Raw genomic sequence first — 16,635 nt, 5'->3', positions numbered from 1 at the left:
TTTTATCTGTAATTTTGTCTATTAAGGATTATTGTATATGCCAAAAAAAGTTTCTGTAATTATACCTTGCTTCAATGCTGAAAAGTGGCTAAAAGAAGCAATTAATAGTTGCTTAGAGCAAACCTATTCCAATCTTGAAATTATTGTGATTGATGATGGCTCTACAGATAATTCTTTAGAGATTATCAAAAGCTATGGCGATAAAATTATTTGGCGGAGTTTGCCCCATCAAGGAGGTAATTATGCTCGCAATCGCGGTTTTGAGTTATCGCAAGGAGAATATATTCAATACTTAGATGCAGATGATTATATTTGGCCTGAAAAGATAAAAAGACAAGTCAGTTTTTTAGAAACTACAGACGCAGATGTTATTTATGGTGACTGGAGACACCAACGACATTTACCTAACGGTTCGAGTTTTTTAGACAAGAGAGAAATTTCTGGAACACAAGCAGATATTTTAGCGGCTTTACTAGCTAATTGGTGGGTGGCTTTGGCTGCTTTAATGTATAAGAGAAGCGCAGTAGAAAAAAGTGGGGGATGGGATGAAAAGTTAACCGCCGCACAGGATAGAGATTTTTTCCTTTCTGTTGTGATGGCTGGAGCTAAAGTTGTATATCAGCCTGGCTGTTATTCTGTCTACAGAAGATACGGCGCGGTAACAGTTTCAACTGGTTCTAAAAATCGTTGGTTAAAAAACCACCATCTAGTATTAAAAAAAGTAGAGCAACAACTGTTGCAGAAAAACCGACTTTCTCAAAGTTATCGTCAGGCTTTAGCCAAATCCTATTTTGAACTAGCGAGAGAAGCTTTATTTTTTGACTATAGCCAATACTTAATGTTTTTAGACGAGGCTTTGGTAATGTTTCCAGATTTCAAAGCTAATAGTAAGAGAATATTTTATAGGTTAGTGCAAGATATTTTAGGCTTTCGGCAGACTGAACGCATTGCTTGTAGTATCTTGTTCGCCAAAAAGTTTGTTACTGCTAGCCTGGCTTATCCAAAAGCAAAACTTGGCATGACATCATAAGGCTTTGCGTCAGCTTAATTAACTAGCGTCGGGGTTGATGGGGAACAGAAACAATAACTTATATCATGTCCGTTTGAATAGTTATCATATCTGTTGGGGTAGGGAACAGGGAACAGGGAACAGGGAACAAGAAAAGAGAAAAGATCAGCATCGAAAACTTATCATAAGTAATTAGCCGGACATGATATTACAGGCGATCGCTTAAAATTAAGGAACACCAAAAAATTAATTATCCAAATTGACTGTTAGTAGGGTGCGTCAGGATGAATATTTTCTGGGTATACCTGGGGTTGCTCGTACTGACGCACCCTACATTTTGAATATTTTTTGATCTGGAAGTCCTTTATCTGAGAACTAACTATCGTAAACAGATTGATTTTGCCCTTGGCTGTGGCAATGTGGATATAGGTACAGACTCACAATTCACATTGTAGGAAATAATCATGAGTAATCAACTTCCAGACTATAATCCCAGTGGCGTAGGTGAAGTCAATGGGAATCTATTAGGTTTACCCTTTGATTACGAGTCGGCAAACTTAATTGTGTTTGCTGTGCCTTGGGAAGTTACAGTTTCCTATGGTGCAGGTACAGCTAACGGCCCCCAGCGTATTCTTGATGCTTCTATTCAACTAGATTTATTCGACTTTGACAACCCCGATGGTTGGAAACAGGGAATTTATCTGGTAGAAATTCCTGAAGATATTTTAGAAAAAAACCATTACTATCGCAACTTAGCAGCACAAATTATTGAACGACTCGCACAAGGTAAAGCTTTAACAGATACACCAGATTTAACACCTGTTTTAACAGAAATTAATCAAGCTTCTCAACAGGTGAATGAATGGCTATTTACCCAAAGTCAGGCAGCAATGAACAAGGGTAAGCGAGTTGCAGTGATTGGTGGTGATCATAGTTCACCTTTGGGTTACTTTCAAGCTTTAGCCGCTAAATACCCTGACTTTGGCATTCTGCATATTGATGCACACGCAGATTTACGCGACGCTTATGAGGAATTTGAATTTTCTCATGCTTCCATCATGTTTAATGCCATGAAGATACCGCAAATTTCCAAATTGGTACAGGTAGGTTTGCGTGATATTTGTCAGGATGAAGTAGATATGATTAACCAATCAAATAATCGGATTGTGGCATATTATGACCCAGCCATTAAACAAAAGCTATATTCAGGAAGCACTTGGATGAATTTATGTGAAGAAATTATCAACCATTTACCCGAATATGTTTACATTAGCTTCGATGTAGACGGTTTAGATCCGAAACTTTGTCCAACAACGGGGACTCCTGTTCCTGGGGGATTGGAATTAGAACAAAGTTTTTATCTATTCCGAGAATTGGTGAATAGTGGCAGAAAAATCATTGGTTTTGATGTCTGCGAAGTTGGTGACGCTGAGTGGGATGGTAATGTTGGTGCGCGGATTGTTTACAAACTGGCGAATTTAATGGATTTGTCTCAGCGTCAGCAGTAGGAGGTTGGGGGAGTGGGGAGTGGAGAGGATGAGGGGGATGAGAGAGAATTTTGATAGTATGCCCAATGCCCATGTATTGCTTATTACCACCGTTAATGTCATTAATAGATTGATAACAAGTTACAAGATTTTCTGAGGCAATTTTTAGATAAGGGTGAAGGGAAGATAATGAGCCAAATGTTTCAAGAACAAGAGCTTTTAATTGCGATCGCAGTTAGACAGCAAAACCCGACAATTTTAACCGCAGATTTCCTTAAATATACTGGCATCATTCCTAGTGACTGGGAATTGGCTAAACCACCTGTGATGACTAACAATGCGGCTCAAGTAGTTTTCCAAAATGGTGTAAGTGTTATTGCTGAGGTAAATAGAATTATTTTTGCTGAAGCTATTGCTAATAAAGAACCTCAAGACGTACAAGCCCCCGCCATAGCACACAAATATATTGAGACAGTCAAACAGGTAAATTACCAAGGTATTGGGATTAACTTACGCGGCTTTGTACTAGGCGAGTCAAACAATCAAAGCGGACGTAACTACATTTTTAACCAGCTACTGCAACCCGGCGCATGGCAAAATTTTGGTTCGGCTCCTATGCAAGCTTCGATGCGGTTTGTCTACACTCTGGATGAAACACAGCTTTTTCTAGAGGTGAATGAGGCTCAGTTGCAATATCCAGATCAAACAACTAAGCCAGCCGTGCTATTCTCTGCTAATTTTAGCCGAGCGATCGCTCAAGAACAACCTACAGAACGTTTAGCTGCTATCAGTGCAGTCATTGACGAGTGGCAAACCGATTTAGCAACATTAAAGTCACTTGTTGATACCAAGTTCTTTAATGCCGAAGGTTATGCTATCAATACAGCTGCCACTGACACAATTCAGTTTCCCTCAATGGTAGCAGAATAATTTCATGTGACTCAACAATGCACAATTGCTTAACACTTAATTTAGCAATTGTGCATTAAATTTTTCTATCTCAACTTTTATCGGAATTGCAGTGATTTAGGATGCTTGAGGATTTATTTTGCCGTTGACTATGGCAATGTGGATATAGAACGCTATCACATCCAACTCAGGAAATACTCATGAATCGCTCAAAAGTAGTAGCAATTATTACAGGTGCAATTTCTATCTTGCTAGCTGTTGCTTATCTAATTATCGTCCAAATCCTAGATTACCGGGATATGCAACCTGCTCCTATCAGCCACCTACAGCAATTATCCACTGTGCTGGCTTGTATAAATTTATTTTAATTTCAAAAACATACTAAAATCTACTTGTAGGCTGATTCAAATTACAGTAGATTTTGATAAGATATTATGTTTCACCTAGTTACTCACGCAACATCTCGGTGAGATTCAACCATAGACTATAGTCTATGGTTAAAATAAGATATTCATATATATAAGAATTACTTACAGTAAATATCGTTGATTTATTTTGTTTAATAATTCCTTTTTGGGAAATATGAAGGTAAGCTAAATTATAAGAATATTAAGCAAACATAAATTTACTTTATCTACAATACTTAGCTTGACTGGGAGCAAAGTTAAGTTTGCCCCCAGAGTAGCTAATTTTTGCTACAAATCCAGAGGTTAATTTCATGGCTCAGTTTCTACTAGAGACTGTTTGGCTAGTCCCGTGCTATGCCTTAATAGGTGGGCTTTTGGCTATTCCTTGGTCGCCGGGCATTATTCGCAAAACCGGGCCAAGGCCAGCAGGTTATGTCAATATATTAATGACATTTTTGGCGTTGCTTCATAGTGCCATTGCCTTACAAGCGACCTGGAATCATCCACCGCAAGAAGTATTTATTCCGTGGTTATCCACCGCAGGTTTAAACCTCACTATTACTTTAGAAATATCTTCAGTGAGTGTGGGGGCGATGCTAGTAGTCACTGGCTTAAATTTCCTCGCGCAAATTTTCGCCGTAGGCTACATGGAAATGGATTGGGGCTGGGGACGCTTCTATTCTTTGTTGGGATTATTTGAAGCGGGATTATGCGCTTTAGCCTTGTGTAACAATCTGTTTTTCAGCTATGTAATTTTGGAAATCCTGACGTTAGGAACTTATCTGCTAGTTGGCTTATGGTTTAGTCAACCTTTGGTAGTCACTGGTGCCAGAGATGCTTTCTTAACCAAGCGGGTAGGCGACCTATTTTTACTGATGGGAGTCTTGGGATTATGGACTCTTTCAGGAACTTGGGATTATACAGAATTAGCCGCATGGGCGGCTACAGCTAAGGTTGATCCGACTGTGATCACATTAGTAGGTTTAGCATTAGTAGCTGGGCCGATGGGTAAATGCGCTCAGTTTCCTTTGCATCTGTGGTTAGATGAGGCGATGGAAGGGCCGATTCCTAGCACAATTTTGCGGAACTCGGTAGTAGTTGCTAGTGGTGCGTGGATACTAATTAAACTACAACCTGTATTAAGTCTGTCGCCTGTAGTTTCGTCGTTTATTGTCGCCATTGGTGCAGTTACCGCATTAGGTGGTTCTTTAATTGCGATCGCCCAAATTGACGTTAAACGCTGCTTATCTTATTCTGTCAGTGCTTACATGGGCTTAGTGTTCATTGCTGTAGGCGCACAACAAGACGAAGCTGCATTATTGTTGGTACTCACCCATGCTTTAGCATCAGCTATCTTAGTGATGAGTGTGGGCGGAATTATCTGGAACAGCGTCACTCAAGACGTAACCCAATTAGGTGGACTGTGGTCACGTCGTCCCATTTCAGGAATATCCTATATAGTTGGGATTCTAGGCTTAATTGGTCTACCACCTTTAGGTAGCTTTTGGGCATTACTCAAATTAGCCGATGGACTCTGGGAAAATCATCCTGGTTTAGTGGGAATTATCATTGCTGTGAATGCCTTAACCGCCTTTAGTTTAACCAGAGAGTTTGGTTTAATTTTTGGTGGTAAAGCTAAACAAATGACCGAGCGATCGCCTGAAGTTCTGTGGCTGATGGTGTTGCCAATGGTAATATTATTAGGCTTTATCCTCCATCTACCTTTGGTATTACAAAGCTTATCACTACTACCCAGTTGGGCAGAACTCAATAAAGATGTTGCCCTCTTACTAATTTGGTCAAGTATTTTTGGTTGCAGCATTAGCGCAGTCATTTATCTGGGCAATATTCCCAAACCAGTACGTCTACCTTTGAAACCCTTACAAGACTTATTGGCTTACGACTTTTACACCCCTAGACTCTATCGCATGACAATTATTTTCGGTGTAGATCAACTCTCCAAATTCGCCGATATGATTGACCGCTTCGTGGTAGATGGTATCGTCAACTTTGTGGGTTTATTTTCGCTGTTAGGCGGCGAAGGTTTGAAATATAGCACCAATGGACAAACTCAATTTTATGCCTTCACTGTTCTCCTAGGCGTAGGTGTTTTAGGTGCATGGATAACTTGGCCATTCTGGGGAGTCCAGTTTTTAAGTCTGATTTACTAGCACGGGAATTTAGAACAGGTGGGTAAACACCCACCTGAAAACCCAAAGGAAACTTAGATTTATACACAACAAACTTCCTGGGTTTTCTTATTTTGAATTTTGAATTTTGAATTTTGAATTGTTATGCTCAGTGCTTTAATTTGGATACCAATTCTGAGTGCTATAGTTATCGGGTTTTTACCTGGTAAAGTCGTCCCAGCTAGTCGAATTCGATTAGTATCTTTAACTATAGCCGGCGTAGTCTTACTGTGGAATTTGTTTATTCTGCTGAAATTCGACATCAGCAACCCAGGAATGCAATTTCAAGAGTATATACCTTGGAATGATACCTTGGGTTTAAATTATCAACTAGGAGTTGACGGCTTATCAATTTTGATGTTGGTTCTCAATAGCCTCCTCACCTGGATTGCAATTTACAGCAGCAGTAAAGAAACGGAACGCCCCAGACTGTTTTACTCACTAATTTTATTAGTTAGTGGTGGCGTTGCTGGAGCATTCTTAGCCGAGAACTTGTTATTATTCTTCTTGTTTTACGAGCTAGAATTAATCCCCTTTTATTTATTAATTTCGATTTGGGGAGGGGAAAAACGGGCTTACGCTGGTATCAAGTTCCTGATTTATACTGCGGTTTCCGGTGCTTTGATTCTCGCAACCTTCTTAGGCATGGTATTTTTAACTGGTGCTAGCAGTTTTGCCTTTGATGCGGTATCTACTCAGACTATTTCCGCCGGGTTGCAATTCGTGCTTCTAGCAGGAATTATCTTAGGCTTTGGGATTAAAATTCCCCTCGTTCCCTTCCATACATGGCTACCGGATGCTTACGTTGAAGCTTCCGCACCCATTGCGATTTTGTTGGGTGGTGTGTTAGCAAAGTTGGGAACTTATGGACTGTTGCGGTTTGGGATGGGGATGTTTCCCCAAGCTTGGAGTGTAGTTGCACCAACCTTAGCAATTTGGGGGGCAATTAGTGCGATTTATGGGGCAGTAATTGCGATCGCCCAAAAAGATATCAAGCGCATGGTAGCATATAGCTCTATCGGTCACATGGGCTATGTATTACTCGCTAGTGCTTCCAGCACAGCTTTAGCCTTGGTGGGTGCTGTCTCCCAAATGTTCAGCCACGGCTTGATTTTAGCAATTCTTTTCCACCTAGTAGGCGTTGTGGAAGCCAAAGTTGGAACTCGTGAATTAGACAAACTCAACGGTTTGATGAGTCCCATTCGCGGTTTACCCTTAATTAGTGCCTTACTGGTTCTCAGTGGGATGGCGAGTGCAGGTATTCCCGGTTTAACTGGATTTATCGCTGAATTTATCGTCTTTCAGGGTAGTTTCTCTGTCTTCCCCTTGCCAACACTTTTATGTGTAGCCTCAAGCGGTTTAACAGCCGTGTATTTCGTTATTCTCCTCAACCGTACCTGCTTTGGCAAGTTGGATAATAACTTAGCCTACTACCCTAGAGTTTTATGGGCGGAAAAAATACCCGCCTTAGTTTTGGCATCTCTGATTATCTTTTTAGGTGTACAACCTACTTGGTTAGTACGTTGGAGTGAACCCACAACTACCGCAATGGTAGCCGCAGTTCCGCCATTAGAGAAAACTACAGTTTCCCAAGTAGCTTTGAAGTAAGTGGTAGGTGTGTAGGGGACATTTCTACCCAAGAATTCTTTAATTTTGAATTTTGAATTTTGAATTTTGAATTTTGAATTGATTTGTCCCCAAATTATTAAATTTAATTGACAAAAATATATGGTACAAACTCCAGACAAACCGATTACTAAAATTCCGCCGTCACAGCATGAATTTGCTGACATTATTCATCGCCTAGAAGCTGGCGGTTCGATGTTGCCAGATACGCCGGAAAATTTAATGCAAATTATCGGTATTTATAAAGCCTATGCTGTACCGATGGATTTTTACTGGCGTGATTTGCTGTACATTGCTGAACAGGTATTTTTAAACCCGTTTCCCGCTTTTAAATACTTCATTTCACAAGAGTATTTAGACAGACATAACCATTACGCTGGTGATGATGCTGATTTAAGAATTTGGCGCGGTGAAGCGACAGCACACCCGGAACTGTTGGCATTTATGGACAAGGGTGAAACCTTCAAAATGCCAAAGATATTGCATCACTTACTGCACGATCGCATTAACATGGAGTTTGCTGAGGCTTGTATGCAAGCAATGCTTTGGCATCGTCACATGTACGCGCCAGTCAATCAATTTGACGCTTACCTCGACTCAGAAGAATATAAAGCTAACGCTGATAGAGCCATTAAAGCCTATTTTCAAGGCAACCCGCTAATGCTGGGACTTTACAAACTGTTCCCGGATATGTTTTTGGAACAGTGCCGCCAAATGTCATACTACGCTAACCTGGGTCTGTTCTGGGAAGTCATGGCTCCGGTATTCTTTGAAATGTCGGATATCTATGATGAAGGTGGGTTTAAAGGTGTCCCCGATGCGATGAACTTTTTAATCAATGGGATATTTGCGATCGCAGGTCGTCCGATTTACCATCATGTCTATATCCGTGGGGAATGCTACGAAATTATCCCCAAATCTAAAGGCTTTACTTGGTTATATGAAGCTGCATTACCCTATGTAGAAGCAGTCTTTTATCGCACTGCACCATTCCGAGGCACAAAATCTTATAATGCTCAAGCTGGCCAAGTACCTGCTGATCAAAAAGACTTCCATTATGGCATTCTCTACGCCGATGTGTTTCCTGTAGGAACTGCGGGAATTCCACCCACATTATTAATGCAAGATATGTTGCATTTCTTACCTCAATATCTTTTAGATTACTATAAACAATATTGTCGAGGTGAGGAAGATATGTTGATTCAGTTGGGGATTACTTTCCAACGGTCAATGTATAATGTGACATCGGCAGTAATTCAGGCGTTGCGAACTGCCCTTTTATATCCTTTAGATGATCCGAATCCTAAACATTTGCAAGCCAACCGCGAGTTTTTTGAAGCACAACTAAGTCGCTTTACTCGCCCTGAGTATGGTATGCGGAATGCTGCCCGTCTGCGAAATATTCAGAGTCAAGATTATCGATAATCTTCTCAGCCTCCCTAACATTAAAAAATGTCATACCCAAATCCCCGACTTCTTTGAGAAGTCGGGGATTTATGGCATCATCGTTTTATATTAAATAATGTTGAGCTACTAAAAATTATGTTCAGCGAATTAAAACAATACATTAACACAAATTTCAACATTTCCACCAATGATAAATTATTAACTCTATCGAGAATATTTGTCTGGAGTGTATGGTTAATTTACATTGGTTATTTATTATTAAGTGATTTACCTCCAGGATTATCACTATTACATATTACATCCCAAACATTAGAAGAAATATTAAATTTAAGCTGGAATTTTTGGTTAATCCTGCCAATCATATCTCCTAGTGAAGCACCTGTTAACCATCCAGCTTTAGAGGGATTATTTAACATTGTGGTGACTTGGGGACTATTATTTTGGGGTTTTGTGATTGATGGACGTAATCAACGATTTTCTATAGTTACATTCTTAATTGGTACAGCTTTTCTTACTAACTTATTTTTTCTACCTTGGTTGGGATTACGACAACCGAATTCTGAAAAACCTACAAATTCTTTAACGTTTATCGAAAAAATAGGCGAAAGCCGGACTTTACCGACGATTTTAGCTGTGGTTTTTGTCGTTTCGTTAGTTTGGGCAGGATTTGCACGTCCTGAGTATGGTGATTTGACAACACGTTGGCAAGCTTTATTAGAATTATTGTTTAGTGATAGGCTAGCATATTCATTTCTGATAGATATGTTAGTATTTTGGTTCTTTCAGTCGTGGCTAGTTAAAGATGATATGAAACGTCGCCAATGGCATAATGAAAAAGTGCTATGGTTAGTGCGCTTTGTACCTTTTTGGGGACTGATTATATATTTTTGGAAACGCCCTTCACTTTTCAACTAATTAGACAACCTTGTAGAGACGTTACATGCAAAGTCTCTACAAGGTTTTAAGTAAGTAGGCTTAATTAATTGTTAGATAGTGGAACAGGCTTCTAGCCTGTTGACGGGCTGTCAGCCCATCCCACATTTTATATTTCATTGCAACCAGCTACTTAATACTTGCTTTTGTGATTCATCTATATGAAAATTGCTGTAATTTCTCAATACTCAGGGGTTACAATACATACAATGGGCTGGATCAGCAAACTCTCTACCATCAGGAAATAGTCTTTCTTCTCTAAAATTACATTTTTTACACTGATAAATAACTGTATGCGTGAGTGTAGTTGGTGTATAGCAGAGTTCACAGGGTAATCCTTGTATTCTTTCCGTGATATCAAATCCTGGTGTCTGACATTTCGGACAACAACTGCTGATTTTATTGAGTAAGTTACGAGTGGCTTTTTCAATATTTTTCATGCGGGTTGGGTTGTAATGCGCCCGCATATCTGTTTCCAGCTTTACTTTACCATCTGGTGATTTTTCTAAGGCAAATTTTACAGCCTCTACTAACTTTTGTTCTGTGGTAATACCTTTGATAATTTCTATATCTTGATGTTCTGATTCCCCACACCAAATGACTAACCCATGTTCAGGAAATCCAATTTTATCAGCAAATTCATAAGCTTCATCTAAATTACTAACCACTTGATGATTAAAGTTAGTTTCTATAGAAAATTCTTGCCCAATAATTTCGATATCGTTGACTTTATCTAATAAAATGACTATTTCTCTATTAGATTGAATATAGGGAACTAATGGATGCGGTGCAAAACTGCCTTCGCTGGCGATCGCTAAATTTTCTCCGGTGATTTCTAAGGCTTTCTCTGCTTTTAATCTAGCAGCAGCGATTTGAGTACCAGGGCGTTTTACTTCTCTGGTAAATGTGCCGAAAACATCTGTATTAAACTTCTGGGGGACTATAACTTTAAGACCTAATTCCTGTGATAAAAGCGGAGAAATTACCCTTTCTTTCTGGTGCATTGTCGCAATTACAGCCGTGCGATCGCGAAATAATTCCTGATATGTCATTATCAGTTAACCTCCTTTGCTCATCCCAAAATATAAACAAGTATTTTGTTCGTAGTAAGGACTTTAGTCCTTAAGAAAGGGCTAGAGCCGCTTACTACGAACCTTTATTGAGACTGGATATTTCTTATCCTCAAATCAAGCATTGCCTGAAAGTAAAGGAATATTTTCGGCTAAAGGATCGGTGACAATTACACCTTGTTTCTCTGACCAAAATTTACTTAAAAAATGGATTTGTCTCAAACCGACAATTAAATTTAAACCAGGAACAAATAGCCACCAAACTATAAGCGGTGGTTTCATCCCGGCTTGGCGATATAATTCATTAACTGTCTGATATAACTTGAACTGAACTATATAAATCCAGACAACACCTAACAAAGAAACCCACCCAAACCATCCTGGTACATCTGGATCAAAGATTCGCAAAGCTTGGGGAATTGCTACCCCAAACACAAACGGTGCTAAACATAGCGTACCAGACCAACCAAACCCGTTATAGCGACGTAGTTCTTCTTGAATAATCCATTTATACCAGCCGTAGTAGAGCATACCAGTTACTACAGACAGAAAAATCACTTGCCACAGGGGACGGGGTTTACCCAAAGATGTACCGGACATATTTACGCCTGAGATATCATACATATTTTTGTAACATTTCTTAATGTAGAATATCTCAGGCAATCTTGTCTAATTTTCAGGACTTATGCAGCCGTCACATTAGTAGGGTGCGTCAGATGCGAAAATCTCTTGATTGTTACCAAATAATCTGCTCTGACACACCCTACAAGAGTCTTTAATGATGAAACGCAGCTTTATTCCTAACTTTGTTCTTGGGGAATTTGTCCAATTTGGGCGGTGAGTTTTTCTTTATCCAACCTGCGTTTTCTGGCGTACAGTTGAATTGTCACCGCCATCAAAATAATCATCCCAAAAATCACCCAAGCTGTGAGATCCGTCGGTAGATTATTCTTAAACACAGCCAGCATGACGATAACCACCAACATGACTGTCGGTGCTTCGTTTAAAGCCCGTAATTGCTGACTACTCCAGCGACATTCATCGGCGGCTAACTTCTTCATTAACCGCCCACAGTAATGATGATAACCGACTAACAGAGCGACAAATAGCAACTTAAAGTGTAACCAACTCTGTTTTAAAACTTCCGGTTCGGTACTCAATAAACCTATAGCCATCGCTACCGTTACCAACATTCCTGGCGTAGTGATGATGTTGTAGAGGCGTTTTTCCATAATTTGATACTGATTTTTCAGTATCGTGCGGGCTGGTTCTGGTTCTTGGTTAGCTTCTACATGATAGATGAATAACCGTACCAAGTAGAACAACCCCGCAAACCAAACCACAATGCCAATAATATGAAATGCTTTAAACCAGGAATAAGCCATGAATCAAAACCTGCCTTTGTGAATCTCTTCTTTAAATCATTGCCTGTACTATCATTATCAGGTTACGGCAAAACCTCATGCAGCATCGCAGATATGTGAAGAAGTGTAACGTTGACAAGTTAGGGAATGGGGGGAGTTGAGGGAGATGAGGGAGTGGAGGAAGCGGAGGGGGAAGGGGAGAAGATTTTTATCCAGTCAACCATCAACCATCAACAGTCAACAGTCAACAGTCAAAAAAGTTTTCTGAGAACTACTTGACTCTCCAGTTTACTGGAGGATTCAAGATAAAGTTAGTTGTTAGCACTTCTTGGTAGTCAGAAGACTTATATGGATAATGTCACCTTGAAACTGCGCGGTATGAGTTGCGCCGGCTGTGCAAAAAATATTGAAGATGCTATACTTGCCGTTCCTGGGGTTGAGGAATGTAACGTTAACTTTGGCGCGGAACAAGCAACAATTGAGTACGATTCTACAAGAACTGATTTACAAACTATCCAAAATGCTGTGAGTGCAGCAGGTTATTCTGCTTATCCTTTGCAGCCAGAAAACCTGATGACAGGTGAAGATGACGCAGAAATCAGACTTCGCCAGCAAGAATCTCGTGATTTGCGGCTGAAGGTGATAGTAGGCGGGATAATTAGCATGGTGCTGGTGATTGGTTCTATCCCCATGATGACGGGTTTACATTTACCCTGGATGCCAGTTTGGCTGCATAACGCTTGGGTGCAATTATTACTCACTACTCCTGTACAGTTCTGGTGTGGTAAGTCTTTCTTCGTTAATGGCTGGAAAGCTTTTAAACGGCATACTGCGACAATGGATACATTGATAGCTTTAGGTACAAGTGCAGCCTATTTTTATTCGTTGTTTGCCACGCTGTTTCCTGGTTTTTTCGTCAGCCAGGGCTTGATGCCAGATGTGTATTATGAAACTGCGGCGGTTGTCATTACCTTAATTTTGTTAGGCAGGTGGTTTGAACATCGCGCTAAAGGACAAACTTCCGAAGCTATTCGTAAACTCATTGGTTTACAAGCCAAAACAGCGCGCTTGATTCGCAATGGACAAGAAGTAGATGTACCCATTGCACAAGTACAGATTGGTGATGTGGTGCTGGTTCGTCCTGGGGAGAAGATTCCCGTAGATGGTGAGGTAATTAATGGAACGTCCACAGTTGATGAAGCAATGGTAACTGGGGAAAGTTTACCTGTGAAAAAACAGCCAGGGGATGAGGTAATTGGCGCGACGATGAATAAAACTGGCAGTTTCCAATTTCGGGCGACACGGGTAGGAAAGGATACTGTACTCGCTCAAATTGTGCAGTTAGTTCAGCAAGCACAAGGTTCTAAAGCCCCAATTCAAAGATTAGCAGACCAAGTTACTGGCTTTTTTGTCCCTGCGGTGATTGCGATCGCCATTCTGACTTTTATCATCTGGTTCGACTTCATGGGCAATGTCACCCTAGCATTAATTACCACAGTGGGGGTGTTAATCATCGCTTGTCCTTGTGCGTTGGGTTTAGCTACACCAACCTCTGTGATGGTAGGAACTGGTAAAGGTGCAGAAAACGGTATTTTAATCAAAGGTGCTGAAAGCTTAGAACTAGCACACAAAATTCAAACTATTGTTTTAGACAAAACAGGCACAATTACCCAAGGTCAGCCCACTGTTACGGATTTTATCACAGTTAACGGTACTGCTAACAGTAACGAAATCAAGCTCTTGCAACTAGCCGCAACTGTAGAACGCAATTCTGAACACCCCCTAGCCGAAGCGGTGGTTAAATATGCCCAATCTCAAGAAGTTGAACTAGCAGAAGTCAGGGATTTTGCAGCCGTTGCCGGGAGTGGAGTACAAGGAATTGTCAGCGATGCCCTTGTCCAAATCGGTACACAACGCTGGATGGAAGAATTAAGCATTAACACTCAAGCATTACAGCAAGATAAAGAACGTTTGGAATACTTAGGGAAAACTGCCGTTTGGTTAGCAGTTGACGGAGAAATTCAAGCATTGATGGGAATTGCTGATGCTATTAAACCCACTTCTCCCCAAGCTGTGAAAGCTTTGCAAAAACTGGGTTTAGAAGTCATCATGCTCACCGGAGATAATCGCCGCACTGCTGAAAGTATCGCCCGTGAGGTTGGTATTGAGCGTGTTTTGGCAGAAGTCCGCCCTGAGCAGAAGGCAGAGGTGGTTAAGTCGCTGCAATTGGAGAAACAGGGCAGAGTTTCATCTGGAAAATCTCGAATTGTGGCAATGGTGGGTGATGGCATTAATGACGCGCCAGCTTTGGCTCAAGCTGATGTAGGAATTGCAATTGGCACTGGTACAGATGTGGCGATCGCTGCTAGTGACATTACCCTAATTTCTGGTGATTTGCAAGGCATTGTTACAGCCATTCAACTCAGCCGCGCTACGATGCGTAACATTCGCCAAAACCTCTTTTTCGCCTTCATTTACAACGTGGCTGGTATCCCCGTTGCAGCTGGTGTTCTCTTTCCCTTGTTTGGTTGGTTACTCAATCCGATTATTGCAGGTGCAGCAATGGCATTTAGTTCTGTTTCCGTAGTGACTAATGCTTTACGTTTGCGGAAATTTCAACCAAAAGTAACTGTATAGGAGCAAGCCTACAATGTTGAGTAGAAAAATTATTCTTGCCAGTGTTGCAAGTTGGGGATTGATGTTTGGTTTTGCTACAGATAAAACCGTAGCAGCAATTAACCATGAAGTGTCAACAACTGAGTTCCGCCCCATTCAACAACCATTATCTATCAAAGGTGCTGTTACCATTGGTGGACTTGGGTTAATTGGGTTGGAATTATGGTGGTTTCTTGTGAAGAAAACCAAGCCGTAAATTCTCACTGTGTGTTGAAATGGTATAAGAGAAATGGTTATGTTGCGGGGCAGAGGTAGTATGTTAGCCCAAGAACAATCAAAACTCATCGGTGCAATTGCTCAAGAAAGCGGCGTTCCCATTAAAACGATTCGCTATTATGAAGAACTTGGGTTGCTCAAATCATCAGGTAGAACCGAGGGTGGGTTTAGATTATTTACGCCGGATGTTTTAGCCCGGTTACACTTTATTAAACGCGCTCAAAGTTTGGGTTTGACGTTATCAGAAATTAAAGAATTTTTACAAGTTCATGATGGGGGAGAATTGCCTTGTGAACATATTAAAACTAAATTGGAAGAGAAGGTTCAAGATATTGATGAACAAATTCGACAATTACTAATTCTCAAGCAAGAATTAGAAGGATTATTGTCAGGTTGGGAAATCAAACCTGTTGATGATCACACTACAATTTGTCCGATTATTGAACAAGATTGAGTTTGAGGTTTGAGATAACGATGATGTGGCGATCGCTCCCCAGGGGTTGACAAGCTTGTTCCCACGTCTAGGATTGAACGAGTTTCTCTATTCTCAAGTTATATAGTAGCGATCGCACTAAATCTAATCAAAGTTGAAGATGGTTTCAATGGCAAATGCTTTTATGTCCAGTTTTCTAAGTTTAAACCTGGTATTTGTCCAAAATCAGCATTATTTCGAGTTAATAGAATAGCCTGACTCACCAGAGCTATGGCAGCGATTTTCAAATCCATTGTGCCAAGCCTGGGATAAGCTTTCTTAAGCCGTTGAAATTCTTCGGCTGCTGGTTGATCAAATTCTAAGATGGGAATAACACAGTAATTGGTTAGTTGCTTTTTTAACTCCTTGTAGGCTAAAACTTGTCCTTCAACAGTTTGAGCCTTTGCTATGTAACTCATCCAACCTCGCATTTGCTCTTCGTAGCTGATGATGGTGACTGCTACTTGATTAGGATTAATGTTTGCCAATCGCATCAGCAGAGGTTGCGCCTGTACGCCTCCGCGATCTAAAACACTGAGATGATCAGTATCAAAAATATACATTTAAATATCGTCTGATTCTATAAAATTTGAGCGCAGAGATTCACGATACTCATGTCCTAGCTGCATGGCTTCGTTGTATGCTGAGTTGTCAGCAAATGTTCCCGCGATTTTCTGCCACCAAGGGGTTTTGGTGGCAGAAACAACCTCTAGTTTACTTTTGAGACTTGCAACTTCAGCCTCTAGAATCGCTACCCGTTCTTCTAATTGTTTTGACATAAGTTATCTTGACTGCTCCTGTTTCTCTCTTCTCAATTTATATAGTAGCGATCGCACTCATGTTTATCCAAGTTTAGCGGTTGTTTCAAGG

At 40.6% G+C, this 16,635-nt stretch carries 16 protein-coding genes; 11 read left to right on the top strand and 5 right to left on the bottom strand.

All coding sequences use genetic code 11. From position 1 onward, the window contains the following. The first annotated feature begins 37 nt into the window (after positions 1-37). The 8 genes from AACS98_RS19040 (at position 38) to AACS98_RS19005 (ending at position 9,949) form a co-directional block, all read left to right on the top strand. Positions 38-1,030 carry a glycosyltransferase gene (locus AACS98_RS19040; RefSeq protein WP_066382735.1) on the top strand — a complete coding sequence of 331 codons (993 nt, stop codon included), beginning with the start codon at positions 38-40 and terminating at the stop codon, positions 1,028-1,030. A gap of 443 nt (positions 1,031-1,473) precedes the next feature. After that, complete coding sequence (gene speB / locus AACS98_RS19035; protein WP_066382733.1) at positions 1,474-2,517, top strand: agmatinase SpeB; 1,044 nt, start codon at positions 1,474-1,476, stop codon at positions 2,515-2,517. A gap of 168 nt (positions 2,518-2,685) precedes the next feature. Next, the gene (locus AACS98_RS19030) at positions 2,686-3,426 is read left to right on the top strand and encodes a hypothetical protein (RefSeq protein WP_066382728.1); all 741 of its coding nucleotides are present in this window, start codon (positions 2,686-2,688) and stop codon (positions 3,424-3,426) included. A gap of 179 nt (positions 3,427-3,605) precedes the next feature. Continuing rightward, entirely contained in the window at positions 3,606-3,773 is a 168-nt protein-coding gene (locus AACS98_RS19025; RefSeq protein WP_066382727.1) for a hypothetical protein, read from the top strand. Between the two features lie 350 nt (positions 3,774-4,123). Continuing rightward, entirely contained in the window at positions 4,124-5,983 is a 1,860-nt protein-coding gene (locus AACS98_RS19020) for an NAD(P)H-quinone oxidoreductase subunit F (protein WP_066382726.1), read from the top strand. Positions 5,984-6,106: 123 nt separating this feature from the next. After that, entirely contained in the window at positions 6,107-7,609 is a 1,503-nt protein-coding gene (locus tag AACS98_RS19015; protein WP_066382724.1) for an NADH-quinone oxidoreductase subunit M, read from the top strand. A gap of 120 nt (positions 7,610-7,729) precedes the next feature. Continuing rightward, complete coding sequence (locus AACS98_RS19010) at positions 7,730-9,052, top strand: CO2 hydration protein (RefSeq protein ID WP_066382723.1); 1,323 nt, start codon at positions 7,730-7,732, stop codon at positions 9,050-9,052. 117 nt (positions 9,053-9,169) lie between these two features. Continuing rightward, on the top strand, positions 9,170-9,949 hold the full coding sequence (locus AACS98_RS19005; RefSeq protein WP_198161157.1) for a hypothetical protein: 780 nt from the start codon (positions 9,170-9,172) through the stop codon (positions 9,947-9,949). A 206-nt stretch (positions 9,950-10,155) separates the two neighbouring features. On the opposite strand, the gene AACS98_RS19000 is transcribed toward AACS98_RS19005, so the two are convergent. The 3 genes from AACS98_RS19000 to hemJ form a co-directional block, all read right to left on the bottom strand. Further along, entirely contained in the window at positions 10,156-11,019 is an 864-nt protein-coding gene (locus AACS98_RS19000; protein WP_066382720.1) for a DUF6671 family protein, read from the bottom strand. A gap of 135 nt (positions 11,020-11,154) precedes the next feature. After that, on the bottom strand, positions 11,155-11,661 hold the full coding sequence (locus AACS98_RS18995) for a hypothetical protein (RefSeq protein ID WP_232317177.1): 507 nt from the start codon (positions 11,659-11,661) through the stop codon (positions 11,155-11,157). Between the two features lie 176 nt (positions 11,662-11,837). Then, on the bottom strand, positions 11,838-12,422 hold the full coding sequence (hemJ, locus tag AACS98_RS18990) for a protoporphyrinogen oxidase HemJ (protein WP_066382716.1): 585 nt from the start codon (positions 12,420-12,422) through the stop codon (positions 11,838-11,840). A 327-nt stretch (positions 12,423-12,749) separates the two neighbouring features. Here hemJ and AACS98_RS18985 point away from each other — a divergent pair, with 327 nt between their 5' ends. The 3 genes from AACS98_RS18985 to AACS98_RS18975 are packed head-to-tail and all read left to right on the top strand — an operon-like array spanning position 12,750 to position 15,747. Continuing rightward, positions 12,750-15,038 (top strand): heavy metal translocating P-type ATPase, encoded by a 2,289-nt coding sequence (locus AACS98_RS18985; protein ID WP_066382714.1) that lies wholly within the window; start codon positions 12,750-12,752, stop codon positions 15,036-15,038. A gap of 13 nt (positions 15,039-15,051) precedes the next feature. Next, positions 15,052-15,273, top strand: coding sequence for a hypothetical protein (locus tag AACS98_RS18980; RefSeq protein WP_066382708.1), 222 nt, complete (start codon positions 15,052-15,054; stop codon positions 15,271-15,273). Between the two features lie 60 nt (positions 15,274-15,333). Further along, positions 15,334-15,747, top strand: coding sequence for a heavy metal-responsive transcriptional regulator (locus tag AACS98_RS18975; protein WP_066382707.1), 414 nt, complete (start codon positions 15,334-15,336; stop codon positions 15,745-15,747). Positions 15,748-15,908: 161 nt separating this feature from the next. Here AACS98_RS18975 and AACS98_RS18970 read toward each other — a convergent pair whose 3' ends face one another. Both AACS98_RS18970 and AACS98_RS18965 read right to left on the bottom strand, forming a co-directional pair. Then, the gene (locus tag AACS98_RS18970) at positions 15,909-16,328 is read right to left on the bottom strand and encodes a type II toxin-antitoxin system VapC family toxin (protein WP_066382703.1); all 420 of its coding nucleotides are present in this window, start codon (positions 16,326-16,328) and stop codon (positions 15,909-15,911) included. Beyond that, entirely contained in the window at positions 16,329-16,544 is a 216-nt protein-coding gene (locus tag AACS98_RS18965; RefSeq protein WP_066382702.1) for a hypothetical protein, read from the bottom strand. Positions 16,545-16,635 lie beyond the last annotated feature (91 nt).

Source organism: Anabaena sp. CA = ATCC 33047 (genome assembly GCF_963870205.1).
Classification (GTDB): domain Bacteria; phylum Cyanobacteriota; class Cyanobacteriia; order Cyanobacteriales; family Nostocaceae; genus Trichormus.
The sequence above is the reverse complement of the archived record's forward strand: the minus strand, read 5'-3'. Positions and strand labels throughout refer to the sequence as shown.

Bases quoted from the DNA above. Each gene is read 5' to 3' on its own strand.
- AACS98_RS18970 (WP_066382703.1), bottom strand. From the start codon at position 16,328: ATGTATATTTTTGATACTGATCATCTCAGTGTTTTAGATCGCGGAGGC.
- AACS98_RS18995 (WP_232317177.1), bottom strand. From the start codon at position 11,661: ATGTATGATATCTCAGGCGTAAATATGTCCGGTACATCTTTGGGTAAA.
- AACS98_RS19040 (WP_066382735.1), top strand. From the start codon at position 38: ATGCCAAAAAAAGTTTCTGTAATTATACCTTGCTTCAATGCTGAAAAG.
- AACS98_RS18985 (WP_066382714.1), top strand. From the start codon at position 12,750: ATGGATAATGTCACCTTGAAACTGCGCGGTATGAGTTGCGCCGGCTGT.
- AACS98_RS18975 (WP_066382707.1), top strand. From the start codon at position 15,334: ATGTTAGCCCAAGAACAATCAAAACTCATCGGTGCAATTGCTCAAGAA.
- AACS98_RS19025 (WP_066382727.1), top strand. From the start codon at position 3,606: ATGAATCGCTCAAAAGTAGTAGCAATTATTACAGGTGCAATTTCTATC.
- AACS98_RS19015 (WP_066382724.1), top strand. From the start codon at position 6,107: ATGCTCAGTGCTTTAATTTGGATACCAATTCTGAGTGCTATAGTTATC.
- AACS98_RS19000 (WP_066382720.1), bottom strand. From the start codon at position 11,019: ATGACATATCAGGAATTATTTCGCGATCGCACGGCTGTAATTGCGACA.
- AACS98_RS18965 (WP_066382702.1), bottom strand. From the start codon at position 16,544: ATGTCAAAACAATTAGAAGAACGGGTAGCGATTCTAGAGGCTGAAGTT.
- AACS98_RS19030 (WP_066382728.1), top strand. From the start codon at position 2,686: ATGAGCCAAATGTTTCAAGAACAAGAGCTTTTAATTGCGATCGCAGTT.
- hemJ (WP_066382716.1), bottom strand. From the start codon at position 12,422: ATGGCTTATTCCTGGTTTAAAGCATTTCATATTATTGGCATTGTGGTT.
- AACS98_RS18980 (WP_066382708.1), top strand. From the start codon at position 15,052: ATGTTGAGTAGAAAAATTATTCTTGCCAGTGTTGCAAGTTGGGGATTG.
- AACS98_RS19005 (WP_198161157.1), top strand. From the start codon at position 9,170: ATGTTCAGCGAATTAAAACAATACATTAACACAAATTTCAACATTTCC.
- AACS98_RS19020 (WP_066382726.1), top strand. From the start codon at position 4,124: ATGGCTCAGTTTCTACTAGAGACTGTTTGGCTAGTCCCGTGCTATGCC.
- speB (WP_066382733.1), top strand. From the start codon at position 1,474: ATGAGTAATCAACTTCCAGACTATAATCCCAGTGGCGTAGGTGAAGTC.
- AACS98_RS19010 (WP_066382723.1), top strand. From the start codon at position 7,730: ATGGTACAAACTCCAGACAAACCGATTACTAAAATTCCGCCGTCACAG.